Origin of the sequence: Mycobacterium sp. IS-1742, assembly GCF_001500125.1 — a bacterium.
Lineage (GTDB): Bacteria > Actinomycetota > Actinomycetes > Mycobacteriales > Mycobacteriaceae > Mycobacterium.
This window is the reverse complement of sequence record NZ_LQIV01000024.1, coordinates 1-25,437: the sequence shown is the minus strand read 5'-3', so window position 1 is coordinate 25,437 and position 25,437 is coordinate 1. Positions and strand designations below refer to the sequence as shown.

Genomic DNA, 25,437 nt, shown 5'->3' with positions numbered 1-25,437 from the left:
AGGTGAACCCAAATGAGTCAGCCGTTCTACATCACCACCGCGATCGCCTACCCCAACGGCGATCCGCACGTCGGCCACGCCTACGAGTACATCGCCACAGATGCGATCGCCCGGTTCAAGCGGCTCGATGGATATGACGTGCGCTACCTGACCGGCACCGACGTACACGGGCAGAAGATGGCCGAGACGGCCACGGCGCTCGGCGTGCCCGTCGCCGACCTGGCTCGGCGCAACTCGGATGTGTTCCAGCGGCTGCAGGAGAAGCTCAACATCTCCTTCGACCGGTTCATCCGGACCTCGGACACCGACCATTACCGGGCGTCCGAGGACATCTGGCAGCGGATGAACGCCGCCGGCGACATCTATCTCGACGCCTACTCCGGCTGGTATTCGGTGCGCGACGAACGGTTCTTCACCGAGGGTGAGACGACGCTGCGCGAAGACGGTGTTCGCATCGCCACCGAAACCGGCGCCCCGGTGACGTGGACCGAGGAGCAGACCTACTTCTTCAAGCTGTCGGCCTACACCGACCGGCTGCTCGCCCATTACGAGGCCCATCCCGACTTCATCCAGCCCGACGTCCGGCGCAACGAGATCGTCAGCTTCGTCTCCGGCGGACTGCGCGACCTGTCGATCTCCCGCACCACGTTCGACTGGGGCGTGCCGGTGCCCGACCACCCCGACCACGTCATGTACGTCTGGGTGGACGCGCTGACCAACTACCTCACCGGCGTCGGCTACCCGGACACCTCCTCGGAGGCGTTCCAGCGCTACTGGCCGGCCGATCTGCACATGATCGGCAAGGACATCATCCGGTTTCACACCGTCTACTGGCCCGCGTTCCTGATGTCGGCGGGAATCGACCTGCCGCGCAAAGTCTTCGCGCACGGCTGGCTGCTCAACCGCGGCGAGAAGATGAGCAAGTCGATCGGCAACGTCGTCGACCCGGTGAACCTCGTCGACACGTTCGGCCTCGACCAGGTGCGCTACTTCTTCCTGCGCGAGGTGCCGTTCGGCCAGGATGGCAGCTACAGCGAGGACGCCATCATCGGCCGCATCAACGCCGACCTGGCCAACGAATTGGGCAACCTCGCGCAGCGCTCCCTGTCGATGGTGGCCAAGAACCTCGGCAGCGCCGTGCCGGAGCCGGGCGAGTTCACCGCCGAGGACCTCGCGCTGCTCGAGACCGCCGACGCGCTGCTGGACCGGGTCCGCCGCCACTTCGACGACCAGGCGATGCACCTGGCGCTGGAGGCGATCTGGTCGGTGCTCGGCGCGGCCAACCGCTACTTCTCGGCCCAGGAACCGTGGGTGCTGCGGAAGTCGGAGGCCGCCGCCGACCAGGTCCGCTTCCGCACCGTGCTGTACACGACGCTCGAGACGGTGCGGATCGCCGCACTGCTCACCCAGCCGGTGATGCCGGACTCATCTGCGACTCTGCTCGACCTGCTCGGCCAGCCGGCCGATCGGCGCACCTTCGCCACCGTTTCGGCACGCCTGACCCCGGGCACCGCACTGCCGAAGCCCGTTGGGGTGTTCCCGAGGTACCAGGTGGAGGAAGCATGAACGGGCTGCACGAGAACCTTCAGGACATCTACGAAGAGGTCGCACGGCGCAACCCCGGCGAGACCGAATTCCATCAGGCCGTCTACGAGGTGCTGCAGAGCCTGGGACCGGTGGTGGCCAAACATCCGGAGTACGCCGACGCCGCGGTCATCCGCCGGCTGTGCGAACCGGAGCGGCAGATCCTGTTCCGGGTGCCGTGGGTCGACGACAGCGGCACCGTCCAGATGAACCGCGGATTCCGCGTCGAGTTCAACTCGGCGCTGGGCCCGTTCAAGGGTGGCTTGCGGTTCCACCCGTCGGTGTATCTGGGCATCGTGAAGTTCCTGGGGTTCGAGCAGATCTTCAAGAACTCGCTGACCGGCATGCCCATCGGCGGCGGCAAGGGCGGCTCGGACTTCGACCCCAAGGGCCGGTCGAACGGCGAGATCATGCGGTTCTGCCAGTCGTTCATGACCGAGCTGTACCGCCACATCGGCGAGTACACCGACGTGCCCGCCGGCGACATCGGCGTCGGCATGCGCGAGATCGGCTATCTCTTCGGTCAGTACAAGCGCATCACCAACCGCTACGAATCCGGTGTGCTGACCGGCAAGGGCATGACGTGGGGCGGATCGCAGGTCCGCACCGAGGCCACCGGCTACGGGACCGTGTACTTCATCGCCGACATCCTCAAGGCCCGCGGCGAATCCTTCGAGGGCAAGCGCGCGGTGGTCTCCGGATCGGGCAACGTGGCCGTCTACGCGATCGAGAAGATCCAGCAGCTCGGCGGCACGGTCATCGCGTGTTCGGACTCCGACGGTTACGTCGTCGACCCGGACGGCATCGATCTGGCGGTGCTCAAGGAGGTCAAGGAGGTCCAGCGCGGCCGCGTCTCGGACTACGCCGAGATGCGCGGCGGCCGAGCACATTTCGTGCAGGGCAACGTGTGGGACATCGAATGCGACATCGCGGTGCCCAGCGCCACCCAGAACGAGATCAACGGCGCCGACGCGGCGAAACTGGTCAAGGGCGGCTGCCGCATCGTCGCCGAGGGCGCGAACATGCCGTGTACGCCCGAGGCGGTCAAACTCTTCGCCGAGGCGGGGACCGTCTTCGCCCCGGGGAAGGCCGTCAACGCCGGCGGGGTGGCGACCAGCGCGCTGGAGATGCAGCAGAACGCGTCCCGCGATTCGTGGACCTTCGACGAGACCGAGGACAAACTGGCCGAGATCATGGGCCGCATCCACGACCGCTGCCTGCAGACCGCCGACGAGTACGGGCAACCGGGCAACTACGTGGCCGGCGCGAACATCGCCGGTTTCACCCGGGTGGCCGACGCGATGCTCGCCCTCGGCCTCATCTAGGTGACCTGGCTCACATTCGGCGTCCGAACTGTCACACTCCTACGCGTCGCGGTGTCTCGAGGACAGACCGGCGATGGAGCCGGATGACCGGAGGAGACAGAGAATGACCGAAGCCAGGACCCACCGCACGCGAGGAGGACAGAAAACCCACGTCGTCGTTGTCGGCGGTGGTTATGCCGGTGTGATGGCCGCCAACCATCTGCGCCTCGACGGCGATGTCGCCGTCACGCTCATCAACCCGCGACCGCAGTTCGTCGAGCGGATCCGCTTGCACCAGTTGGTGACCGGATCCGATGACGCGGTCGTCGACTTCGGCTCCGTGCTCGGCGAGGGCATCGAACTCGTCGTCGACTCGGCGCACCGGATCGACGCGGCGGCCCGTCGGGTGGACCTCGCGTCCGGGGGCACGGTCGACTACGACTACCTGATCTACGCGGTCGGCAGCACCGGCGCCGCGCTCGAGGTGCCAGGGGCCGCCGAATCCGCCCACCCGATCTCCGAATACGAACACGGCGAACCGCTGCGCGCCGCCGTCGCCGGCGCCGCACCCGACGCGCCGATCGTCGTGGTGGGCGCGGGGCCGACGGGGATGGAGATGGCCGCCGAACTCGCCGAGCAGGGCCGTCGGGTCACCCTGGTGTGCGGCAGCGTCCTGGGCCCCTACCTGAGCACCGCGGGACGGCGGACGGCCGACAGGCGGTTCGCCAAGCTCGGCGTGACCGTGCTCGACGGGCCGGGTGCCGTGGTCACCGAGGTGCACCACGATGCGGTGACGCTCTCCGACGGCCGCCGGCTGCCCGGCGCGGTCACCGTCTGGACGGCGGGTTTCGGAGTGCCCGACCTCGCCGCGCGCAGCGGCCTGGCCACCGACCGCATCGGCCGGCTGCTCACCGACGAGACCCTCACCAGCGTCGACGACGACCGCATCGTCGCGGCGGGCGATGCGTCGGCACCGTCGAACCTCCCGCTGCGCATGAGCTGCCAGGCCGCCATCCCGCTGGGCGCACAGGCCGCCAACACCGTGCTGAGCCGCATCGCCGGCGCCGAGCCCAAGGTGCTGAACCAGGCGTTCACCGGCCAGTGCATCAGCCTGGGGCGCAAGGCCGGGCTCATCCAGCTCGCGCACCTCGACGACCGGGTGATGCCGCTGCACATCGGTGGGCGGGTCGCCGCCTCCGTCAAGGAGACCGTCTGCAAGGGCACGGTCTCGTTCCTGTCCCGCGAGGCGCGCAAACCGGGCAGCTACTTCTGGCTCAAGGGCGGCAACCGCGAGCGACGGCTCGCCATGAGCGGCCCAGAAGTGCCGGTGCCGTGAACGACCACGCCGAACGGTTCACGCTGCTGCGGCCGCTGCTGTTCACGATCGCCTACGAGATCCTCGGTAGCGCAACCGAATCCGACGATGTGCTGCAGGAGAGCTACCTGCGCTGGGCGGAGGTGGACCTGTCGACGGTGCAGGACACGAAGGCCTACCTCGCCCAGCTCGTCACCCGGCAGGCCCTCAACGCGCTGCGGGCCCAATCCCGCAGGCGGGAGGACTACATCGGTCCGTGGTTACCCGAACCGCTGCTGGTGGACAGCAGAGACGCCGAGGCCGACGTGGTGCTCGCCGAGTCGGTGTCGATGGCGATGCTGGTGGTGCTCGAGACGCTCACCCCCGACGAGCGCGCCGTGTTCGTGCTGCGCGAGGTGTTCGGGTTCGGGCACGACGAGATCGCCGCGGCCGTCGGCAAGTCGACGGCCGCGGTGCGACAGATGGCGCACCGCGCCCGCGAGCACGTCCAGTCGCGCCGCAAGCGTTTCGAGCCGGTCGATCCGAAGACCTCGTCGGAGATCACCATGCGGTTCTTCGTCGCGGCGTCGACCGGCGACGTCGACGGCCTGATGGAGCTGCTGGCGCCCGACGTGGTGTGGACCGCCGACAGCGCGGGCAAGCGGAGCGCGGCGCGCCGTCCGGTGAGCGGCGCCGATCGGGTCCGCAAGCTGGTCCTCGGCCTGATGCGGATGGCCGGGGAAGGCGGCCGCGTCGAACCGGCCGTCTACAACAACGCCCCCGCGTTGAAGCTCTACCTCGGCGACAGTTTCGAGGGCATCGTGATCGCCGAGGTCGTCGACGGCCGGATCAGCCACTTCTATGCGATGCGCAACCCGGACAAGCTGGTCGGCGCGGACGTCCCGCGGGAGATCACGCGCACGATTTGAGAAGCTGAGGCGGTGCGGATCGAGCGGCTCGGCGACCTCGGCGACGCGCCCGCGGTGCTCGCCGCGGTCGCCTCGTCGGGAGCGGCACTCGGCCTGCCGCTGCCCGCGGCGCTGCTCGGCGACTGGTTCGGCGCCACGGCCGTGATCGCCCCCTCGGTGGTGATCGCGCCCGTCGAGGCCACCTCGGTGTTCGAGGTGGCGCCCGGCGCCGGACGGGCCGTCGGTGGCGGGTGGTTCGGCTACCTGTCCTATCCGGATCCGGGCGCCGACGGCGCAGGACCGCGTATCCCCGCGGCGGCGGGCGGCTGGTCGGACTGTGTCCTGCGACGCGACCGCGAGGGCTGCTGGTGGTACGAAAGCCTCTGCGACGCAACGGCTCCCGCATGGGCACTGGATGCCGCGCGGCGGCCGGCGGCGCCGTCGACCGCCGGAGTCGACTGGACGGCGCCGGACCGCCACGCCCACCGCAAGGGCGTGACCGACTGCCTCGCGGCGATCGCAGCCGGCGAGGTCTACCAGGCCTGCGTGTGCACGCAGTTCACCGGACGCCTGCACGGGTCCCCACTGGACTTCTTCGTCGACACCGTGCGCCGCACCACCCCGGCCCGCGCCGCCTACCTGGCGGGCGACTGGGGCGCGGTGGCGTCGTTGTCGCCGGAGCTGTTCCTGCGCCGCCGCGGTACCGCGGTGACCTCCAGCCCGATCAAGGGCACCCTGCCGTCCTGGGCGGATCCGTCCGAACTGCGGAACTCGGTCAAGGACGTGGCGGAGAACATCATGATCGTCGACCTGGTCCGCAACGACCTCGGCCGGGTGGCCCGAACCGGAACCGTGACGGTGCCCGAACTGCTGACCGTCCGGCCGGCGCCCGGGGTCTGGCATCTGGTCTCGACGGTCACCGCACAGGTCGACACCGGCCTGCCGATGGCCGACGTGCTCGACGCGACCTTCCCACCGGCGTCGGTCACCGGCACCCCGAAGGGCCGGGCGCGCAGCCTACTGCGGAAGTGGGAACACAATCGACGCGGAATCTACTGCGGCACAATCGGTCTGGCCTCACCGGCAGCCGGGTGCGAGCTGAACGTCGCGATCCGGACCGTCGAGTTCGGCGCCGACGGGTCCGCGGTGCTCGGCGTCGGCGGCGGCATCACCGCCGACTCCGATCCCGACCGCGAATGGGACGAGTGCCTGCACAAGGCCGCGTCCATCGTCGGCTCGGGTTCGGCGGAGCCGCGCGAAGGCCCGGCCGTGGCGGTCACCGCCGACCGGTCCTAGCCGCGTGAGCGCAACACCGCGTCGTAGAGCTCACGCCGCGACGGAGCCCCGGGGTTGGCGGCGATCACCTCCGCGCACGCATCCTTCACGCGCGCGCCCGCCGCGACACGGTCGTTGACGTCGGCGACGAGCGTGTCCAGATCGGCGGACGGCACCGCACCCGCGAGGACGACCGTGATCTCCCCCAGCACACCGTCGGCGGCCCAGTCGACGAGTTCGGCCAGCGTGCCGCGCCTGACCTCCTCGTGGGTCTTCGTCAGCTCCCGGCAGACCACCGCCCTGCGGTCGCCGCCGAGCGCGTCGACGGCGTCGCGCAGGGTGTCGGGCAGCCGGCGGGGCGATTCGAAGAACACACAGGTGCGCTGCTCGGTGCTCAGCGCCCGCAGCCAGGCGGTCCGCGCGACCTGCTTGCGCGGTGGGAAGCCCTCGAAGCAGAACCGGTCCGCGGGCAGCCCGGAGACCGCCAGCGCCGTCGTCACCGCGGAGGGGCCCGGCAGGCAGTGCACCGGCGCGCCGGCTTCGATGCAGGCGCTGACCAGGCGGTAGCCGGGGTCGTTGATCAGCGGCATCCCGGCGTCGCTGACCACCAGCACCGTCGCGCCCGACTTGATCGCCTCCACCAGCGATGGAACGCGTGACGCCTCGTTCTGGTCGAAGAGGCTGAGCACCTTGCCGACGGGCCGCACGCCGAGTGCCTGGGCGAGCTGGCGGACCCTGCGGGTGTCCTCGGCGGCAACGACGTCCGCCCGCGCGAGCGCGTTCACGAGCCGCTCCGAGGCGTCGCCGGGCTGGCCGAGGGGGGTGGCGCCGAGCAGCAGACGACCGGCGGTCATGACCAACAGCCTACGATCTGAAGGCGTGACCGCCCCCGCCACCGACGCTCCGCGCGCGGTTCCGGTCATCAGCCCCGCCCCTCTGATGCCGTTGGCCGACTTCGGACCCGTCGACCGGCTGCAGGGCTGGGCCATGACGGCGGTGATCACGGCCCTGGCCGCGCTCACCCGGTTCCTCAATCTCGGCTCGCCCACCGACGCGGGCACACCGATCTTCGACGAGAAGCACTACGCGCCGCAGGCCTGGCAGGCGCTGCACAACCACGGCGTCGAGGACAACCCCGGCTACGGGCTGGTGGTGCACCCGCCCGTCGGCAAGCAGTTGATCGCGATCGGCGAGGCGCTGTTCGGATACACCGGGGTGGGCTGGCGGTTCTCCGGCGCGGTGTGCGGGGTGGTGCTGATCCTGCTCGTGGCCCGGATCGCGCGGCGCATCAGCCGTTCGACGGCCGTCGGGGGCATCGCCGGGCTGCTGCTGATCGCCGACGGCGTCACGTTCGTCACCTCGCGCACCGCGCTGCTCGACGGATTCCTCACCGTGTTCGTGGTCGCGGCGTTCGGCTGCCTGATGGTCGACCGCGACCAGGTCCGCGAGCGGATGCACGTCGCGCTGCTCGAGGGGCGGATCGCCGAGACGCCCTGGGGGCCGCGGCTCGGGGTGCGGTGGTGGCGATTCGGTGCCGGTGTGCTGCTCGGGCTGGCGTGCGCGACGAAGTGGTCGGGGCTCTACTTCGTCGCGTTCTTCGGTGTCCTGACGCTGGTGCTCGACATCGTGGCACGGCGGCAGTACCGGGTGCCGCGGCCGTGGCGAGGGGCGCTGCGGCGGGATCTCGGGCCGTCGCTGTACGCGATGGTGTTGATCCCGTTCGGTGTGTACCTGGCGTCGTACACGCCGTGGTTCGCCTCCGAGACCGGGGTGAACCGGCACGAGGCCGGGCAGTCCATCGGCGAGGACAGCGCGTGGCCGGTGCCCGACGCCGTCCGATCGCTGTGGCATTACACCTACGCGGCCTACCGATTCCACTCCGGGCTGACGAACTCCGACGGCAACCACCATCCGTGGGAGTCGAAGCCGTGGACGTGGCCGATGTCGCTGCGACCGGTGCTCTACGCGATCGACAACCAGGACGTGCCGGGCTGCGGCGCGCAGTCGTGTGTCAAGGCCGTGATGCTGGTCGGTACGCCCGCCATGTGGTTCATCGCGGTGCCGGTCCTCGGCTGGGCGGTGTGGCGGGCGTTCGTCAAGCGCGACTGGCGCTACGCCGTTGTGCTGGTCGGCTATTCGGCGGGCTTCCTGCCGTGGTTCGTCGACATCGACCGGCAGATGTACTTCTTCTACGCGGCGGTGATGGCGCCGTTCCTGGTGATGGCGATCGCGCTGATCCTCGGCGACATCCTGCACGCGCCGAGGCAGAACGCCGAGCGGCGCACGCTCGGGCTGATCGTCGTCGCCGGCTATGTGGCGCTCGTGATCACGAACTTCGCGTGGTTGTTCCCGATCCTCACGGGCATCCCGATCAGCCAGTCGACGTGGAACATGCAGATCTGGCTGCCGAGCTGGCGCTAGGGACTTCGTTGCTGCCGTCCGCGAAACAGCATTCCTTGTCGTCAGGCGGGCCCTTTGACAACCCTCGCTGCTGTCTCGGCGAGCTGTCGGACGAAGTGGGCATCATCTGTGCCCATGGGAACCGTCTTCTTGGGTAGCGAAGCAGTGGCTCGTGGCGAAATTCCACAGTATCGACTCCGATCGGCGTATCGGGCGATTTTTCCGGATGTCTACCAACCAGCGGTTGCGGAGCCGTCACTGTACGCGAACACGGTCGGAGCATGGCTGTGGTCGAAGCGTCGCGGCGTGATCACCGGCAGGGCAGCAGCCGCATTGCACGGCGCCGAGTGGATCGACGAGAACGCCCCGATCGAGCTGATCTGGCGCAACAACCGCCCTCCGCAGGGAATCATCACGCGGAACGATCGATTCACCTGCGACGAAGTCGTCGAGATCAACGGTTTGCCGGTCGCCTCGATTCAGCGCACGGCGTTCGACCTCGGGCGATTCCTCGGGCGTGGCGCGGCCGTCGCACATCTCGACGCGCTCGCGCGTGCGACGGGTCTGACTGCAGACCACGTGATGCCCGTCGCCGACCGGTACAAGGGCGCGCGCGGTGTGCGGCTGTGTCGGAAGGCTCTCGATCTGATGGACGCAGGTGCCCAGTCCCCCAAGGAGACGTGGCTCCGGTTGTTGCTCCTCGACGCCGGTTTCCCGCGGCCGACTACGCAGATTCCGGTGCTGGACGACTACGGGGACCCCTTCGCCCATCTCGACATGGGCTGGGAGAACCTCAAGATCGCGGTGGAGTACGACGGCAAACAACATCAGGTCGACCGCCCGCGTTATGTGTGGGACCACAAACGGCTGACCATGCTGAAACGTCGCGGCTGGCTTCATGTCCGGGTGATCAACGAGGACCGCCCCTATGACATTGTGCGACGGGTGCGCGAGGCGTGGGCGCAACGCGAGACAGCGCACAGTGTTGCCAAACGCTCGGCTTGACGACAAGGAATGCTGTTTCGCGGAAGAGCAGCGGCGCTAGAGTGGGTCGCGGGCCGCCGGACACGACATGCACCGCGGCCCGCCCCGGCCCGTCCCGAGCTCCGACGCGGCGATCGGCAGCACCTCGATACCCGAATCCGCAAGCCTCGCATTGGTTTCCATATTGCGCTCATAGGCGGCCACCACACCCGGCGCGAGCGCGAGCGTGTTGTTACCGTCGTCCCACTGCTCGCGTTCGGCGGTGACCGGATCGAGCCCGGTATCGATCACCCGCAGCCTGTCGATCCCCATCGCCTCCGCGGCGGCGCTCACGAACGGCGCCGCGTCGTCGATCCGCACCCCGCCGTCGCCGTTGCGTCGAATCGTGAACGCCGACAGCGAATCCACGACGTTCGGATACATCACCACGGCATCGACGTCGACCATCGTGCACACCGTGTCGAGGTGCATCTGCGCCCGCTCCTGGGCGATCGGCACGGCCAGCACAGTGTGTGCGAGATCGTCGTCGAACAAGCTGCGCGCCAACGCCTCCGCACCGGCGGGCGTCGTCCGCTCCCCCACCCCGACCGCGACGACGCCCGGGGCCAGCAGCAGCACGTCGCCACCTTCGACCGGAGCCGACCGCGATTCGTAGGCCCGTCGCACGCCGAGGAACCGCGGATGATGGGCGTAGATCAGGTCGGTCAGCGACGTCTCCCGCGACCGGGCGGGCAGCGCCAGCGACGTGATCGCCACCCGAGGGCCGATCCAGAACGACGAGTCGCGCGTGAACAGCAGGTTCGGCAGCGGGTCGATGACGAAATCGCCACCGTGGTGCATCCGGCGCACCAACGACAGGTCGCTCGCCGCGAACGGCAACTCGTTGAACGTCATGCCCGCGACCAGGACATGGGCCAGCGGCGCCGCCTCCAGCGTCCGCAGGTACGCCGAGAGTTCCTGCGCCAGAGGCAGTCCTAATCGTCGAGGATCGACGGCGGCGGCGATACCGTGCATCCGCGCCGCCCCGCTGGTGAGCGCCTCGGCCAGCAGATCCGCCAGCAGCAGCACCTCGACACCGCGCGACCGCAGCAGGTCGGCGAACGCGTCGTGTTCGTCCTGCGCACGCGACACCCACGGCAGCCCGTCGAACAGCAGCGCGTCGTTGTTGCGCGGGGTCAACCGCTGCAGTTCCGCGCCGGGACGGTGCAGGATGACCACACGCAGCGTGCCGACCTCGGAATCGCAGCCCAGTGTCACATCTAGCACCGTAGCGCCAACGCCTCGACGCCGAGACCTGAAGTATTGTTCAGGTCATGGACGGCCATGAGCTGACCCCCAGCGAGATGTCGGCCCGCAGCGGTGTCGCGGTCTCGGCATTGCACTTCTACGAACGCGAAGGCCTCATCACCAGCCGGCGCACCACCGGCAACCAGCGCCGCTACGCGCGCGAGACGTTGCGGCGCGTCGCGTTCATCCGGATGTCGCAGCGGCTCGGCATCCCGCTGGCCCGCATCCGCGCGGCGCTGGCCACCCTGCCGGCCGACCGCGTGCCGACGAGCAAGGACTGGGCGAAGCTCTCCGAGAGCTGGCGCGCCGACCTCGACGAGCGGATCCTGCATCTCCAGCGCCTGCGCGACAACCTCGCCGGCTGCATCGGCTGCGGCTGCCTGAGCCTCAAGACGTGCAGCCTCGCCAACCCCGGGGACGTCCTCGCCGGGAGTGGACCAGGACCCGTTCGCCTCTGAGATGTCGAACGCCTGTGCGATACACTCGGGCCATGGAGCTGGCTCTACAGGGCTCGCTTTTCGAGCACGCAGAGCGCCGCACACTCGGCAACGGCGCATGGCTCGACGTCCGGTCGGGCTGGCTGACCGACGCGGACACCCTGTTCGACGAACTGCGCGAGGGCATTCCGTGGCGGGCCGAGCGCCGACAGATGTACGACCGGGTGCTCGACGTGCCCCGGCTGCTGAGCTTCCACAACCTCGTCGAGGACGAGGCGCCGCATCCACGCCTCAAACAGATGCGCAGGCGGCTCAACGACACCTACGGCGGCGAACTCGGTGAACCCTTCACCACCGCCGGCCTCTGCCTGTACCGCGACGGCAACGACAGCGTCGCCTGGCACGGCGACAACATCGGCCGAAGCAGCCGCGAGGACACGATGGTCGCGATCGTCGGCCTCGGCGCCACCCGGATCTTCGCGCTGCGGCCCCGCGGCGGCGGTCCGTCGCTGCGCATCCAGCACCACCACGGCGATCTGCTCGTGATGGGCGGAAGCTGCCAGCGCACCTGGGAGCACGCGATCCCGAAGACCACCCGGCCGACCGGCCCCCGGATCAGCATCCAGTTCCGGCCGCACGACGTGCGGTGACGGTCAGCCCTGGACGGCGGCCACCGCGTCGACCAGCAGGCGACGGGCCCGTTCGGTGTTCACCGGCGCCACCGGTTTGCCCGGCGTGACGAGGGGGTTGGCCGTCACGATCACCAGGTACGACCCGAAGCGCGCCGTGTAGTTGTACAGCTCACCGGTGCGCGGTGCGCCGGCCACCACGGTCTGCAGGACGCGATGCGTGGCGCTGGTGCGCACACCGTCGATGTGCGGCGCCTCCACGACCTCGACCGCGCCGCGCAGCCCCGGCCCGCTGAACCCGACCTTCTTGCAGGAGTCCCCCGGATCCGCGGCCGGCACCGGGGAGTTGGTCTCGACCGCCATGGCGATGAACCGGTTGCCCTCCCCCTCGGCGGTCGCGGCGGCCATGTTGCCCTTCAGGTCCGCCTCGGGCAGCTGTCCTTCGGCGAGCTTCGCGCAGTCCGGGGGCTGAAAGGTCATGCCGGGCGGCATCTTCTGAGGCTGGAGGAGTTTGGGGTCGATGCCGGTCGGCGCGATGTCGCGGTACTGGAACCGGTCCCCGAACGTCGCCCTGACCTCCGAGATGCGGGCGATGTCGGCGTCGGCGTGATCGGATTCGGCGCCCGGGGCGGACCCGCATGCGGCGAGCAGTCCGACGCACGCCGTGGCCGCGAGCTTCTTCGGGGTGGACATCGCCGCCAATGTACCGGGCCGCCGGCGTTCAACCCCTCAACGCCGCCACGGTCCGGGTCAGCAGATCCGCGGCGAATTCGCCGTCGAGCGCGGGGCTCGGCGATCCGGGGTCGGTCACGACGGTTACGTACACCAGGCGTTCGCCCTCGGCGGCTACGAATGTCTCTGCGTGCGAACGGGTTTCCGTTCCGCCCTCGACGACCGTGACGGTGTCGGCGACCATTCCGAAGCCGGCGACGCCGGGCACCGGCGGCGGATCGGTGCCGCGGACGGCACCGCTCGTGGGTCCGGCCGCCAGAGTCCACTGACCGCACTCGTCGAGCAGTACGGGGTCGACCGGCATCGCCCCGTCCGCCGCCACCGCGTACACGATGCCGCCGTCACCGGAAGCCGAGAAGCCGCGGACCGTGGCCGGATCGACCGGGGGCTCGGCGAGCGCACCGCACTGCGGTGGATCCGCCGACCAGTTGGGGCCGTATCCCCACTGCGCGAGCGGTGCGACCCGCCCCTGCAGATCGGACACCTCGTAGCCCGGCGGCAGTTCGTAGCGGGCGCGGTTCATCCGCGACGGGTCGATGGGACCGGCCGCTTCAGTGGCTGACGGGGCGGGTGGCGGAGGCGGCGGTTGACCGCACGACGAGACACTGACGGCGACGGCCACAACGACCGCGAAGCGGCGCACGTCGCGTTGATATCACAACGTGCGCCGCACTTCGGTCAGGTTGTGCCCGGGTCGTTCCCGGCCCCGCCCGGATCGCTGCCCGCCGCGTCCGTCCCGCCGCCGGCGTCACCCTCCGAGTCGTCGGACTGCTGGGTGCGCGGTCCCGTCACACTCTCGACCACGCGCCGCACCAGACGCTCGCCCGGCAGGCGGATCGACGGCTTCGGCGCGGCGGCTTCGTCCCGCTCGGGCAGCCCGCGGATCAGCGATGAGAGCCGTCGTTCCTTGACCGGTTCGGCAGCCGGCACAACCGGATCGCCACTCGGCGTGCCCGTCTCGTCGGCTTCCCGATTGGTCGGGGTGCCGTCGACCGGTCCACTCGCAGCCGGTCCGGCGGGAGCCTGCGACCCGACCTGCTCCGCGGGCACCGCGGCATTGCGGGCCGTGTCGTCGTCGGCGGCACTGGAGGCGGCGAGAGCGGTGTCGCCAGGCTGAGGCAGGTCCTCACCGCCCACGCCGTACGGCCGGAAGACGTCCTCGGTTCCCAGTGCTCGGCCGATCCCGGCCTCCTGCAGCCCGTCGTCGATGCCGACGGGAACCGACCGGGCGAGGTTCACCAGGAAGTCGAACGGGTCGCCGATGGGCAGGATTCGGAACTGCACGTGCTCGCCCGGGCTGCTCTCGCGGTCGTAGCCGGCTTCGACGATGACCCGCAGCGGCGCATCCAGAACGGCCAGGATGGGCGAGGGGACACCGGCCTGCTCGAACGGCATGAGCAGCGGCAGCCGCTCGGCCGGGATCAGGTAGTAGTCGGTATCGCCGTACTCGCCCTGGTAGATGACGTTCGGGTCGTCGAGGGACTTCGACGGAACCGCACCGTGCAGGTAGTAGTACGCCGCCAGCGAGTTCGCCATCGCCACGACGTTGAGCGGGGCCACGGGGGCGTCGCCGCCCATGAAGTCGTACTGCTGGGCGACGTCGACCGTGCGGTAACAGGGCCCGTTGTCCTCACACGAGTCGGTGGGCGTCGGGCCGTGGAAGGTGACGCCGAGAAGCGGGATGGTCATGCCCTCGAAACCACGCGCGAGGATGCCGCCGTTGGGCCGCATCGCGTTGGAGACGAGCACGAACGACGCATCGGGCGCTTCGGCGGCGGGCAGCTCCATGAGATCGCGTTTGACCAGCGAGGCGATGACGGCGCTCTGGGAGTAGCCGAAGATGATGAAGGTGTCGCCCTCCTCCGGCGCCTGCGACCCGAGCGCGGGACTGTCGTTGTACTCACACGAGGTTCCGGCCACGCAGTCGTTGAGGTTGTCGCGGCCCTGCTCCACGGAATCGTCGAACGTCATGGTGCCGAACGCGGGGAAGAACTGCTCGGGCGTGATGACCGCGACCTTGTTGATGGACGGGTCGGTCTCCGGATCGGGGTCGATGTAGTTGTCGACGGCGTCGTCCATATAGCCGTCCACGAAGGCGATGCTGTCCGGCGGCGTGGACAGCGGGTGGTCCGTTCCGCCCATGATCAAGGCCGTCGTCGCCAGAAGCTGAACAATTCCTGTGAGCATTCCTGAGAATGCCAGGAGTACAGCACCGGCGATGGCGGTGACAACCGTCAGTAGCGAACCGACAGAAACACGCATGAAAAAGACCCCTCCGATATCCCCAGATTCACCGGGAGGGGTTTTTGGGTAACTGCCGCATCGGCAGACAACCGGTATTTCCACCTCACCAGCAGTTCACAGCAATTTTGCCGGGTGGAAGCGAACCAGTCGAGATTCTCCGGCCATCTATTCTGAGATGGTTTCCAAAGGAATTACCGGTTGTTGACTACACAAAATGCTGCGAAGCTGGCAAACCTGAGAAACAATTTGCACGCGGAATGAAACTCATTGCCGAGAAGAAGAATCACTGCCGGTCCGAACCCGTCCGTACTGCACAAACCCGGAGACCCTTGCGCTGCGTGGACAGCAGAGACATCGCGCCACTCCGACGGTTCCCGGCGGCGTTTCACCCTCTGCCGGGCGCATCCGGACCGTAGGCTCATTCCGACTTTTCTCGATCGAGGAGGAGACCGCCATGGCAACGTCACTGCGGGTGGGCGGCGTCGCGGCCCTCGCCGTCGCGCTCGGCATCACCCTGGCCGGATGCGGGTCCGACTCGTCATCCTCCGAGCAGCCGAGCGCCGCCGAGGAAACGTCGACCAGCGCGCCGGAGACGCCGGCCGCCGCGGAGACCACCGCACCGGAGCAGCAGGGGCCTGCCTACACGATCGTGGACTACATCCGCGACAACAAGATCGAAGAGGCACCGGTCAAGCGCGGCGCCCCCGGCGCGCCGGACGTGAGCCTGCCGCTGCCACCGGGGTGGCAGGACGCCGGCGATCGCGCACCCGAATGGGCCTACAGCGCAATGGTGTTCACCGACCCGGCGATGGCCGAGGACCCGCCGACGATCGTCGCGCTGATGTCGAAGCTCACCGGTGACGCCGACCCGGCGAAGATCCTCGAATACGCCCCCAACGAGATCAAGAACCTGCCCGGCTACGAGAACCTGGGCGACGGCAACCCGAGTGAGCTCGGCGGGTTCGCCGCGTACCAGATCGGGGGCGCGTACACCCGCGACGGCGCCAAGCGCATGATCGCGCAGAAGACCGTGGTCATCCCGGGTGACGGCGGGCTCTACGTTCTGCAGATCAACGCCGACGGGCTCGAAGACCAGATCGGCCCGCTGATGGACGCGACGGCCGCGATCGACGAGCAGACGACGATCACCGCCTGACCGGTCAGCCCCGCCGGGACACCGCCGACGCCTCTGCGACCTGCTCCGGGGTCGGCCGCACACCCGTGTAGCGCTCGAACTGCTCGGCGGCCTGCAGGGCCACCACCTCCGCACCGGTGATCACGCCGACGCCGGCCTCGCGGGCGGCGCGGATCAACGGGGTCTCGGCGGGCGTCGCGACGACGTCGAACACGGTGTGGGCCTTGACGATCGTGTCGGCGTCGAACGCCTGTTGCCGCTCTTCGGGACCGCCGGCCATCCCGATGGGTGTGACGTTGACGATCACCTCGGCGGTGCGCGGTCCCACGTCGGCGGCGTAGTCGTAGCCGAGCCGTTCCGCGAGGGCACGGCCGGTGGTCTCGTTGCGCGCCACCAGCGTTCCGGAGGCGAACCCGCGGTCGCGGAACGCCGCGCCGACCGCCGACGCCATCCCACCGCTGCCCCGGATCAGCACGGACTGCCCGGGGTCCAGGGCGTGGTCGTCGATGAGTCGCTGCACGGCGAGGTAGTCGGTGTTGGAGGCGGTCAACCTCCCGTCGTCGTTCACAATCGTGTTGACGGCGTTGATGATCCGTGCGGACGGCTCGACCTCGTCGACGAGGGCGAGCACGTCCTGTTTGAACGGCATCGACACCGAGCAGCCCCGGATGCCGAGCGCGCGCACCCCACCGATGGCCGCACCGATGTCGGTGGTGGTGAACGCCTTGTAGAGGAAATCCAGCCCGAGCACCTCGTAGAGGTGGTTGTGGAACCGGGTGCCGATGTTGCTCGGGCGGCCGGCCAGCGAGATGCACAGCCGGGTGTCCTTGGTCAGCGGCGGCCGTGCCATCAGCCGACGGCCCGGATAACCTGACGGGTGACGTCGCGGATCTGGGCGGTCAGTTCCGGCGGGAAGGGCAACGTGGCGGGATCGGGCACGTCGACGGTGGTGGTGACCACGCCGAGATCGTCCCGGTGCCACTGCGCGCCGAACCGGTCGAGAATCCGGCGCATCGCGTAGTTGTCGGTCAGCACCCGGGCGGTGAATTGGCGAACGCCGTCATAGCTCGCCGCGACGACGAGTGCGTACATCAGGACCGTGCCGATGCCCCGGCCCTGGTAGTCGTCGCCCACCGTGAACGCCACCTCGGCGGTCGCGGGATCGCCCTCGTCGCGGACGAACCGGGCGTCGGCGACCACCGGGCCGTCGGCGCCGTCGGTCATCACCCAGACGAAGTGGTCGGCGTAGTCGACCTCGAACAGGTAGGCCATCAGCCGGGGCGTGGGCTTACGGGCCGACTGGAACCGTCGGTAGAGCGTCTCGCTCGAGAACTCGACCGGGCCGTTGATGGTGCGTTCGTTGTCCCCGGGCAGCACCGGACGGATGAACAGCTCGGTTCCGTCGCGCACCACGATAGGGATGGGGGCGACGAATGCCGCGAGCCGCTGACGGGCGAGGCGGACGAGTTTGGCCATCATGTTCGGCACTTCGAGCATGGTGGCGAAGGCTTCGTGGGCGCCGACCCACCCGGTCACCTCGTCGAGGGCGATGACGGTGGCGGTGCGGGGGGTCTCGCGCATCAGCGCGATCTCGCCGACGATCATGCCGTGGTGGACGTCGACGACGGCGTGCAGGCCCTCCGCGCCGGTGTGGCTCACCTGAACCCGGCCGGAGCAGATCAACAGGAACGACACCGCGTGTTCGCCCTGGCGCATGAGGATCTCGCCCGGCGCGGCGGTCAACGGGCGCAGCTGTGCCGCCAAAGGCTCCAGGTTCTGAGGGGAGCAGCCGGCGAAGAAGTCCAGTTCCGCGAGATCGTCCGCGCGGGCGGCAGTCGCACCGGCCATGGGTCCGAGGCTACGGCGCACGCGCCGGGGCCGACAAGGAAAGGTCAGTGACGTCTTGCGCACAACGAGAAGCGCCCGGTTCCGTCGACACGGAACCGGGCGCTGGTCGTCAGACTGAGCCGGGGGTTACCAATCCCAGATCGGGGCGCCGGCGCCACCGAACGGACCGAAGTCGATGTACGAGCCGATACCACCGGTGATGGAGGGCACGGCGCGCAGCGAATCCTTCGACTCGCCACCGGCCGGCGGCAGCGGCGCGTTGACGTCGGCCGCGCGCACCTCGGATGGACCGGCGTTCACCACACCGGGATCGGCGACGCGGATGCCGTCTTCGGCGACGGGGAATGCGGACGGCGCCGCGGGGTCACCCTCGACGTCCTCCACGTCGGCGCCGGCCGTACCGGCTCCGAACGCCAGGAAGGCTCCGGTGACGGCGACCGCACCGAATCCCAGGATGCCCAGCTTCTTGGTTCTGCGGACGAGGGCTTCGGCGTGTTCGGCCATCTGCCTCCCCTTTCTCTGCGGGATCAGGTCCCGGGACTGTTCACTCAAGCGCGCTGACGAAGATTATCAGGGAAGGTCATACCCCGCACCTGCACGGACGTATCAGATTCTGTGAATTTTCGGGGCAGGTTTCCGGCATCGAATCGACATCGGTGTGGCGGGAAGGAGAACAGGCGCCCGGGGCCGACCCTGCGTCTGACTGGTGGAGCTAAGGGGAATCGAACCCCTGACCTACTCGATGCGAACGAGTCGCGCTACCAACTGCGCCATAGCCCCTGATACCGGAACGAAAGGCTACCAGCCGTCGCGCACCGGTCGAAACCGACCTACTGCCCGGCGGCCCTGGGCAGGTCGAAGTGCCGGGCGAAGGCCACCTCGTCGAGGTGTTCGAAGATCGGGTCCTCGTCGTCGATCTCCAGCACCGCCGCGCCTGGCCTGCGCAGGCGGGCGGGCACCACGTCCAGTTCCGGGTCGTCGGTGTTCTCCACACCCAACCGGGAGCGGCGAATGCGCTGAGCGCGCCTGCGCCGCACCTGCTCCTCGATGCGGGTCTGCCTGCGCAGGTAACCGAGGTAGAGGACGGTCACAGCACCCACCGCCCCGCACAACCACCACGCCCACGGCGCGACGAGGTAGGCGAGCACGGCCGACGCCAGCAGCGCGACCGCCATCGAGGTCACCATCCGCTTGCGGAACCGGAACTTGCGGGCGCTGACGGCCTCGGCGGTCTTCGACTCGTAGCGCCGTCTGCGGGCCGCACCGATCGTGTCGTCGGCCTGCTCGGGCTCCGGGGCGGTCTCGATCCCCGACGAGTCGGGCACGTACTCGTACTCGTCTTCGGTGCCGTCGTCGGCGTGTTCGGTGTGGTCCGAATCCTCTGCGAGACCGCCGGATTCGTCCTCGGCCTCATCCTCGGCCTCGGGATCGTCCTCGAAGTCGTCCACGACCTCGACCGCGGCCTTGGTCGGCAGGACGTCTTCGAGCGGTTCGTCGGCCGCGGACCCGACGGGTAGCGCACCGGAGTCCTCTTCCACGATGTCGACGTCGAGGTAGTCGGGTTCGGCGTCGCGCCGCGGCGCGGCGGCGAGGACCACGGCGCCCTCACGCTCGTCGTCGAGCGGTTCGTCCTCGAGTTCGTCGGCGGAGGGGCGCCAGTCCGGGTCGGAGTGGTGGCCGGCGGCCGGACCGGACCGGCGGAGCAGTCGAGCGCTCTGCCCTGAGTTCAACACGCGGGTGGCCAGCGCGACGTCGCTCGTGCGCCGGACGGCATCGCGCTTGCTCACCAGCATGGGCACCAGCACGAAGAGCCAGAGCACCACGAGCGAGATCCACAGCAGAGATTGGGGGATGCTTGGCATTGCGCCTGCTCCTTTCCCCTACAGGCTAGGTCGGTTGACCAGCGCACCTGGGGTCGACGCGCCGAGACAATTACACACCTGTAATTCGCTTGTGACAAGCACCACTAGTCACACGTGTCACATCAGTAACAGCCGTCAGGCCCAGTCGGCGCGACCTGAACGCACCAGCGTCGACGACGCCGACCCGCTGAGCTCCTCGACGGTGATCGCCACCAGCAGGTGGTCGCGCCATCCGCCGTCGACGTCGAGGTAGCGTTTGAGCAGCCCCTCCTCGCGGAAGCCGACCTTTGCCAGCACCCGGCGGCTCGGCGCGTTCTCCGGTCGCACGGTCGCCTCGACCCGGTGCAGCATCACCGGCCCGAAACAGTGGTCCACCCCGAGTGCGAGTGCCGCGGTCGCCACTCCCCCGCCGATGCGCTCACTGGCCACCCAGTAGCCGATCCACGCCGAGCGCAGTGCGCCGTGGGTGACGTTGCCGATGGTCAACTGCCCGGCGAAATACCCGTCGACCTCGATGACATACGGCAGCATCCGTCCTTTGCGGGCCTCCGATCGGAGCGTCGAACACACCGACGGCCACGACGAAAACGAGTGCCGCACTTGCCAATCGACTCCTGTCACCGGTTCCCATGGTTCGAGGTGCGCGCGGTCGGCCAGCCGGATACGGCTCCACTGCGCGGCGTCGCGCAGCCGAACCGGACGCAGTCGCACCACCCCGGCAGGCACCCGCAACGGGCCCACCGGCATCGGCCATCCGGGATGGAGAGAACTGGACCGCAGCAGGTTCACCTCGACTCAGATCAGCGGCGCTCAGCCGCGTTGCGCCAGGAAGGCGACGTCCACGGTCTCACCGGTTCGGACCTCGTCGACGTCCGTCGGCACGATCACCAGACAGTTTGCCTCGGCCAGCGTGGCGAGCAGGTGCGACGAGGCGCCGGGGGCGCCGCCGAGGGCCTGGACGAGGTATTCGCCGGTGTCCTGGTCACGCATGAGCTGACCACGCAGGTATCCCTTGCGGCCCGACACCGAGGTGATCGGCGACAGGGCGCGGGCCTCGACGATGCGGCGCATCGGCGCCCGCTTGCCCAACGACAACCGGATCAACGGCCGCACCATGACCTCGAAGACCACCAGCGCACTGACCGGGTTCGCGGGCAACAGGAACACCGGCACCCGGTCCCGGCCCAACTGTCCGAAGCCCTGCACCGAACCGGGGTGCATCGCGATCCGGGAGACCTCCATCTCGCCCAGCTCCGAGAGCACCGTGCGCACCGACTCCGCCGCCGCACCGCCGACGGCCCCGGCGATCACGACGATCTCGGCGCGATTGAGCTGACCCTCGACGACTTCGCGCAGCCGGACGGGATCGGTGTCGATGATCCCGACCCGGTTCACCTCCGCACCGGCATCGCGTCCCGCGGCGGCCAGCGCGTACGAGTTCACGTCGTAGACCTGGCCGTTGCCCGGGGTGCGTGAGATGTCGACCAGCTCGCCGCCGACACTCATCACCGACAGCCGCGGCCGCGGGTGGACCAGTACCCGCTCACGTCCGACGGCCGCCAGCAGTCCCACCTGCGCGGCGCCCACGATCGTGCCCGCGCGCACCGCCACGTCACCGGGCTGCACGTCGTCGCCGGCACGGCGCACGTACGCGCCGGACCGCACCCCGCGCAGCACCCGCACCCGGTTCGCGCCGCCGTCGGTCCACCGCAGCGGCAGCACCGCATCGGCAAGCGTCGGCATCGGCGCGCCGGTCTGCACCCGCGCGGCCTGCCGGGGCTGCAACCGGCTCGGGGTCCGCGCCCCCGCCTCGATCATCGCCATCACGGGCAGGCTGACATCGCGGCCGTCGTGGTCGTCGGCCCCCACACCGCCGCCGACGCCCAGGACGTCCACGCTGCGCACCGCGTAACCGTCGATCGCGGCCTGGTCGAAGCCGGGCATCGGCCGCTCGGTGACCACCTCTTCGGCGCACATCAGGCCCTGGGCTTCGGCGATGGCGACCCGTACCGGCCGCGGCGCCACCGCGGCGGCCGCTATCCGAGCCTGCTGCTCCTCAACCGAACGCACAACACGCCTTTCTCCACCTCAGTCGGGCCTGTCGCGCAGTTCTCAGTCCTCGGTCAGGCCCAATCGCTCGACCAACCACTGCCGCAGCTCGGGGCCGTAGTCGTCGCGTTCCAACGCAAAGTCAACCGCAGCCTTCAGGTAGCCGCCGGGATTTCCCAGGTCGTGTCGGGTCCCCCGGTGCACCACTACGTGGACCGGATGACCCTCGTCGATCAGCAGTGCGATCGCGTCGGTCAGCTGGATCTCGTTGCCCGCACCGCGCGTCACCCGGCGCAGTGCATCGAAGATGGCGCGGTCGAGTACATAGCGGCCGGCGGCGGCGTAGGGCGACGGCGCGTCCTCGGCCTTGGGTTTCTCGACCATCCCCTTGACGCGCAGGACGTTGGGATTCGCGGCGTCGGGCACCTCTTCGACGTCGAAGACGCCGTAGGCGCTGATCTTCTCCGTCGGCACCTCGATCGCGCACAGCACCGACCCGCCGCGTTTGGCGCGCACCTTCGACATCGTCTCCAGCACACCGGTCGGCAGCACGAGGTCGTCGGGCAACAGCACCGCGATCGCATCCTCGTCGTCGGACAGCGAGGGCTCGACGCAACTGACGGCATGACCGAGGCCGAGCGGTTCGGCCTGCACCACCGACTCCACCTTGATCAGCGCGGGTGCGCGACGGACCTTCTCGAGCATCGTCTTCTTACCGCGGGCCTCGAGCGTTCCCTCGAGCACCAGATCCTCGACGAAGTGCGCGACGACGCCGTCCTTACCCTCGGAGGTGATGATGACGAGCCGCTCGGCGCCCGCCTCGGCGGCCTCGGCGGCCACCAGTTCGATTCCGGGGGTGTCCACCACCGGCAGCAATTCCTTGGGCACGGTCTTGGTGGCAGGAAGGAAACGGGTGCCAAGGCCCGCGGCGGGCACGACGGCGGTATACGGAATGGGTACTTCTGGCCGGCTCATCGCAGACAGATTAACCGTTGGGCGCAGGTTAAACCCGTTATGGCGACACCTGGATTCCGTGGGCGGGATGTCATGGTGGAGGCGTGACGTCGCCGACCAAGGCCGAGATGCGCGCGCAGGTGCTGCGAGCGCGCCGCAAAGTGACGCCGGAGGCGCACGAACGGGAGGCGGCGGCGCTCGCCGCGCACCTTGCTGAAATCGCCGCGCCCGGGCGAACCGTGTGCGCTTACGTGCCGATCGGCTCCGAGCCGGGATCGCTCGCCTTGCTGGACGAACTCCTGGCGCGCGGCACGCGGGTCCTGCTGCCGGTCGCGCGGCACGACGAGGCCGGCGCCCCGACGCCGCTGCGGTGGGGTGAGTACCGCCCGGGCCGCCTGGTCGACGCGCCGTTCGGTCTGCGGGAACCGGCGGCGCCGTGGCGGGCGGCCGATGCGGTGGCCGACGCCGATGTGGTCTTGATCCCGGCCCTGGCGGTGGACCGCTCCGGGATGCGCCTGGGGCGCGGGGCCGGATTCTACGACCGCTCGCTCGGATGGGCGAGGCCGGCGGCGCTGCTGGTGGCGGTGGTGCGTGACGAGGAACTCGTCGCACGGGTGCCCGCCGAAGCCCACGACGTGCGGATGACGCACGCGCTGACGCCGGGGTGTGGTCTGGTCGCTCTGCGGGAATCACAGTGACCGCGTAGCGGTTCTAGCACTTGAGCCGGTAGAGTGCTAACAAGTTTGACGACCTCGGAGGTTTTCGTGCCTACCTATTCCTATGCATGCACCGAATGCGACAACCGGTTCGATGCGGTGCAGGCGTTCAGCGACGATGCGCTGACCGAATGCCCCCAGTGCAGCGGCCGGCTCCGCAAGCTCTTCGGCAAGGTGGGCGTCGTGTTCAAGGGCAGCGGTTTCTACCGCACCGACAGCCGCGAGGCCACGAAGTCGTCGAGCAACGGCTCGGCCAAGAGCACCTCGGAGTCGACGAGTTCCTCCGAGAAGTCCAGCTCGACCTCGTCGGGCGATTCCTCGTCGAGTTCGTCGTCGACCAGTTCCGCCCCCGCCGCGGCCGCCTCCAGCTGACCCGGAGGTTATCCACAGGCCGGCGCCGAATCCGCGCGCGCCGGGCCCTCGCTGCCTAGTTTGGCGGCATGGGGGAATCACTCGACCCGACACCGCTTGCGCGGCTGGCCGGCCTGCGGCCGGACTGGAGCCGCACGGTGCCCGCGCGTCGCATCGCCGCGGCGGCACTGGTGCTGCTCGCCGCGGTGGCGGCCGTGCGCTCCGATCCCGACGGCGATCACGTCGACGTTGTCGTCGCGGCGACTGATCTCACACCCGGTACGGAACTGACCCGGACACATCTGCGCCTGGAGCGCCGCCCACTGCCGACCGTTCCCGACGGCGCCGCCGCCGACCCGTCCTCGGTCATCGGATCGACGGTTGCCGGACCCACCCGCCGCGGCGAGGTGCTCACCGACGTCCGGGTGCTCGGCCCGCGGATCGCCGAGGCCGCCGCCGGGCCGAACGCCCGGATCGTGTCACTGCAGTTGGCCGACGGCGCGCTGGTCGACCTGGTGAGAACAGGCGATGTGGTGGACGTTCTGGCGGCGCCGATCTCCGACACCGGCGCGGATCCGGCGCCCCGCGTGGTCGCCACCCGCGCAGTGGTCGTGCTGGTGTCGGAGAAGAGGCAGGGCGCAGGCGCGGCCGGCGAACGCGCGGTTCTGGTGGCGCTGCCGGTGCAGGCGGCCAACGAGGTGGCGGGTGCGTCGCTGACGCAGGCGGTCACCCTGACTTTCCACTAAACCGGAGCGCGAGGGCTAGCGTTGCGCACTATCAGCCATCCACTCTTGAACTGGGGGTCCTACGCATGTTGAAAGGCTTCAAGGAGTTCCTCGCCCGCGGGAACATCATCGACCTGTCGACCGCGGTGGTCATCGGCACCGCGTTCACCGGGCTGGTCACGGCGTTCACCGACAGCGTGATCGAACCGCTGATCAGCCGCATCGGAGCGGGCGGTGAGGCGGACTACGGAATCCTGCGGATCAACATCGGCGGCGGTCAGACCATCGACCTGAACGTGCTGCTCTCGGCGATCATCAACTTCCTGCTGATCGCGGCGGTGGTGTACTTCCTGATCATCCTGCCTTACAAGAAGCTGCGCGAGCGGGGCAAGGTCGAGCAGGCCCAGGACACTGAGTTGAGCCTGCTCACCGAGATCCGCAACATACTGGCCGACACCAGCGGCACGCCGCGACAGGTCACCGGGCCCGGGACCGGGCCCACCCCCGACACCGCCGAGACCACCAGCGCCGACAGACGTTGAGCAGCAACGAAACAGCCCCCGCCGCGGCGGGGGCTGTTCGCTGTCGTACAGACGTCAGTTCATGTTCCACGGTTCGCCGTAGGTGGTGACGCTGTCACCGGTGGAGGCGATCAACCGGGCGTACGGACGCAGCAGCACACCACCGGCCGCACCGGTCACCGTGCCGTGCGCGTTCGA

Annotated in this window: 27 protein-coding genes and 1 tRNA gene; 14 read left to right on the top strand and 14 right to left on the bottom strand. The window is 69.3% G+C overall.

The annotated features are described in order from the left end of the window. Nucleotides 1-12: 12 nt before the first annotated feature. From metG to AU196_RS16330, 5 genes are all read left to right on the top strand, one after another. Entirely contained in the window at nucleotides 13-1,566 is a 1,554-nt protein-coding gene (gene metG, locus AU196_RS16350; protein WP_059096140.1) for a methionine--tRNA ligase, read from the top strand. Then, complete coding sequence (gene gdhA, locus AU196_RS16345; protein WP_059096139.1) at nucleotides 1,563-2,909, top strand: NADP-specific glutamate dehydrogenase; 1,347 nt, start codon at nucleotides 1,563-1,565, stop codon at nucleotides 2,907-2,909. The genes metG and gdhA overlap by 4 nt, the downstream gene beginning before the upstream one ends. Before the next feature lie 103 nt (nucleotides 2,910-3,012). After that, nucleotides 3,013-4,224 (top strand): NAD(P)/FAD-dependent oxidoreductase, encoded by a 1,212-nt coding sequence (locus tag AU196_RS16340; protein WP_059096138.1) that lies wholly within the window; start codon nucleotides 3,013-3,015, stop codon nucleotides 4,222-4,224. Beyond that, complete coding sequence (locus AU196_RS16335) at nucleotides 4,221-5,111, top strand: RNA polymerase sigma-70 factor (RefSeq protein ID WP_059096137.1); 891 nt, start codon at nucleotides 4,221-4,223, stop codon at nucleotides 5,109-5,111. The genes AU196_RS16340 and AU196_RS16335 overlap by 4 nt, the downstream gene beginning before the upstream one ends. 12 nt (nucleotides 5,112-5,123) lie before the next feature. Then, nucleotides 5,124-6,386 carry an aminodeoxychorismate synthase component I gene (locus tag AU196_RS16330; RefSeq protein ID WP_059096136.1) on the top strand — a complete coding sequence of 421 codons (1,263 nt, stop codon included), beginning with the start codon at nucleotides 5,124-5,126 and terminating at the stop codon, nucleotides 6,384-6,386. On the opposite strand, the gene rsmI is transcribed toward AU196_RS16330, so the two are convergent. After that, nucleotides 6,383-7,219, bottom strand: a complete 837-nt coding sequence (gene rsmI / locus AU196_RS16325; RefSeq protein WP_059096135.1) for a 16S rRNA (cytidine(1402)-2'-O)-methyltransferase — start codon at nucleotides 7,217-7,219, stop codon at nucleotides 6,383-6,385. The genes AU196_RS16330 and rsmI overlap by 4 nt on opposite strands. On the opposite strand from rsmI, the gene AU196_RS16320 reads away from it, so the two are divergent. Together AU196_RS16320 and AU196_RS16315 are read left to right on the top strand one after the other, a co-directional pair. After that, the gene (locus tag AU196_RS16320; protein ID WP_197415813.1) at nucleotides 7,218-8,786 is read left to right on the top strand and encodes a dolichyl-phosphate-mannose--protein mannosyltransferase; all 1,569 of its coding nucleotides are present in this window, start codon (nucleotides 7,218-7,220) and stop codon (nucleotides 8,784-8,786) included. The two genes, rsmI and AU196_RS16320, sit on opposite strands and share 2 nt — an antisense overlap. Before the next feature lie 114 nt (nucleotides 8,787-8,900). Then, nucleotides 8,901-9,770 (top strand): putative endonuclease domain-containing protein, encoded by an 870-nt coding sequence (locus tag AU196_RS16315; RefSeq protein WP_059096133.1) that lies wholly within the window; start codon nucleotides 8,901-8,903, stop codon nucleotides 9,768-9,770. Nucleotides 9,771-9,806: 36 nt separating this feature from the next. Here AU196_RS16315 and arcA read toward each other — a convergent pair whose 3' ends face one another. Then, nucleotides 9,807-11,015 (bottom strand): arginine deiminase, encoded by a 1,209-nt coding sequence (gene arcA / locus AU196_RS16310; protein WP_059096132.1) that lies wholly within the window; start codon nucleotides 11,013-11,015, stop codon nucleotides 9,807-9,809. A gap of 47 nt (nucleotides 11,016-11,062) precedes the next feature. Between arcA and soxR the strand changes: the two genes are divergently transcribed. After that, nucleotides 11,063-11,494, top strand: coding sequence for a redox-sensitive transcriptional activator SoxR (gene soxR, locus AU196_RS16305; RefSeq protein ID WP_059096131.1), 432 nt, complete (start codon nucleotides 11,063-11,065; stop codon nucleotides 11,492-11,494). A 32-nt stretch (nucleotides 11,495-11,526) separates the two neighbouring features. Further along, nucleotides 11,527-12,123, top strand: coding sequence for an alpha-ketoglutarate-dependent dioxygenase AlkB (locus AU196_RS16300; protein WP_059096130.1), 597 nt, complete (start codon nucleotides 11,527-11,529; stop codon nucleotides 12,121-12,123). A gap of 3 nt (nucleotides 12,124-12,126) precedes the next feature. On the opposite strand, the gene AU196_RS16295 is transcribed toward AU196_RS16300, so the two are convergent. The 3 genes from AU196_RS16295 to AU196_RS16285 are packed head-to-tail and all read right to left on the bottom strand — an operon-like array spanning nucleotide 12,127 to nucleotide 14,976. Continuing rightward, nucleotides 12,127-12,795: a DUF5642 family protein gene (locus tag AU196_RS16295; RefSeq protein ID WP_059096129.1), complete on the bottom strand. Its 669-nt coding sequence runs from the start codon at nucleotides 12,793-12,795 to the stop codon at nucleotides 12,127-12,129. A gap of 28 nt (nucleotides 12,796-12,823) precedes the next feature. Further along, nucleotides 12,824-13,477 carry a DUF5642 family protein gene (locus AU196_RS16290; RefSeq protein WP_059096128.1) on the bottom strand — a complete coding sequence of 218 codons (654 nt, stop codon included), beginning with the start codon at nucleotides 13,475-13,477 and terminating at the stop codon, nucleotides 12,824-12,826. Nucleotides 13,478-13,512: 35 nt separating this feature from the next. After that, a complete protein-coding gene (locus tag AU196_RS16285) occupies nucleotides 13,513-14,976 on the bottom strand; it encodes a PE-PPE domain-containing protein (RefSeq protein ID WP_231737614.1) in 1,464 nt (487 codons plus the stop codon). A gap of 556 nt (nucleotides 14,977-15,532) precedes the next feature. Here AU196_RS16285 and lpqN point away from each other — a divergent pair. Further along, nucleotides 15,533-16,234: an envelope biogenesis lipoprotein LpqN gene (lpqN, locus tag AU196_RS16280; protein ID WP_059096126.1), complete on the top strand. Its 702-nt coding sequence runs from the start codon at nucleotides 15,533-15,535 to the stop codon at nucleotides 16,232-16,234. 4 nt (nucleotides 16,235-16,238) lie between these two features. Here lpqN and AU196_RS16275 read toward each other — a convergent pair whose 3' ends face one another. From AU196_RS16275 to AU196_RS16240, 8 genes are all read right to left on the bottom strand, one after another. Further along, entirely contained in the window at nucleotides 16,239-17,063 is an 825-nt protein-coding gene (locus tag AU196_RS16275) for a shikimate 5-dehydrogenase (RefSeq protein WP_059096125.1), read from the bottom strand. Next, complete coding sequence (gene pat, locus AU196_RS16270; protein WP_059096124.1) at nucleotides 17,063-18,061, bottom strand: acetyltransferase Pat; 999 nt, start codon at nucleotides 18,059-18,061, stop codon at nucleotides 17,063-17,065. Before pat ends, AU196_RS16275 begins: the two co-directional genes overlap by 1 nt. 126 nt (nucleotides 18,062-18,187) lie before the next feature. Next, entirely contained in the window at nucleotides 18,188-18,565 is a 378-nt protein-coding gene (locus AU196_RS16265; protein ID WP_059096123.1) for a hypothetical protein, read from the bottom strand. A 200-nt stretch (nucleotides 18,566-18,765) separates the two neighbouring features. Continuing rightward, a tRNA-Ala gene (locus AU196_RS16260) sits at nucleotides 18,766-18,841 on the bottom strand. A 50-nt stretch (nucleotides 18,842-18,891) separates the two neighbouring features. Then, nucleotides 18,892-19,923 (bottom strand): divisome protein SepX/GlpR, encoded by a 1,032-nt coding sequence (gene sepX / locus AU196_RS16255; protein WP_059096122.1) that lies wholly within the window; start codon nucleotides 19,921-19,923, stop codon nucleotides 18,892-18,894. A 135-nt stretch (nucleotides 19,924-20,058) separates the two neighbouring features. Beyond that, the gene (locus AU196_RS16250; RefSeq protein WP_059096121.1) at nucleotides 20,059-20,712 is read right to left on the bottom strand and encodes a GNAT family N-acetyltransferase; all 654 of its coding nucleotides are present in this window, start codon (nucleotides 20,710-20,712) and stop codon (nucleotides 20,059-20,061) included. 21 nt (nucleotides 20,713-20,733) lie between these two features. Then, on the bottom strand, nucleotides 20,734-21,993 hold the full coding sequence (glp, locus tag AU196_RS16245; RefSeq protein ID WP_059096120.1) for a molybdotransferase-like divisome protein Glp: 1,260 nt from the start codon (nucleotides 21,991-21,993) through the stop codon (nucleotides 20,734-20,736). Nucleotides 21,994-22,035: 42 nt separating this feature from the next. After that, nucleotides 22,036-22,947, bottom strand: coding sequence for a UTP--glucose-1-phosphate uridylyltransferase (locus AU196_RS16240; protein WP_059096119.1), 912 nt, complete (start codon nucleotides 22,945-22,947; stop codon nucleotides 22,036-22,038). 83 nt (nucleotides 22,948-23,030) lie between these two features. Between AU196_RS16240 and AU196_RS16235 the strand changes: the two genes are divergently transcribed. From AU196_RS16235 to mscL, 4 genes are all read left to right on the top strand, one after another. Beyond that, nucleotides 23,031-23,624: a 5-formyltetrahydrofolate cyclo-ligase gene (locus AU196_RS16235; protein ID WP_059096118.1), complete on the top strand. Its 594-nt coding sequence runs from the start codon at nucleotides 23,031-23,033 to the stop codon at nucleotides 23,622-23,624. Nucleotides 23,625-23,690: 66 nt separating this feature from the next. Further along, a complete protein-coding gene (locus AU196_RS16230) occupies nucleotides 23,691-24,014 on the top strand; it encodes an FmdB family zinc ribbon protein (protein WP_059096117.1) in 324 nt (107 codons plus the stop codon). Nucleotides 24,015-24,082: 68 nt separating this feature from the next. Beyond that, complete coding sequence (locus AU196_RS16225; RefSeq protein ID WP_059096116.1) at nucleotides 24,083-24,739, top strand: SAF domain-containing protein; 657 nt, start codon at nucleotides 24,083-24,085, stop codon at nucleotides 24,737-24,739. A gap of 65 nt (nucleotides 24,740-24,804) precedes the next feature. Beyond that, nucleotides 24,805-25,260, top strand: a complete 456-nt coding sequence (gene mscL / locus AU196_RS16220; RefSeq protein WP_059096115.1) for a large-conductance mechanosensitive channel protein MscL — start codon at nucleotides 24,805-24,807, stop codon at nucleotides 25,258-25,260. 54 nt (nucleotides 25,261-25,314) lie between these two features. Here mscL and AU196_RS16215 read toward each other — a convergent pair. Beyond that, nucleotides 25,315-25,437: MspA family porin (locus AU196_RS16215; RefSeq protein WP_197415812.1), on the bottom strand; the 123-nt coding region annotated here is incomplete at its 5' end.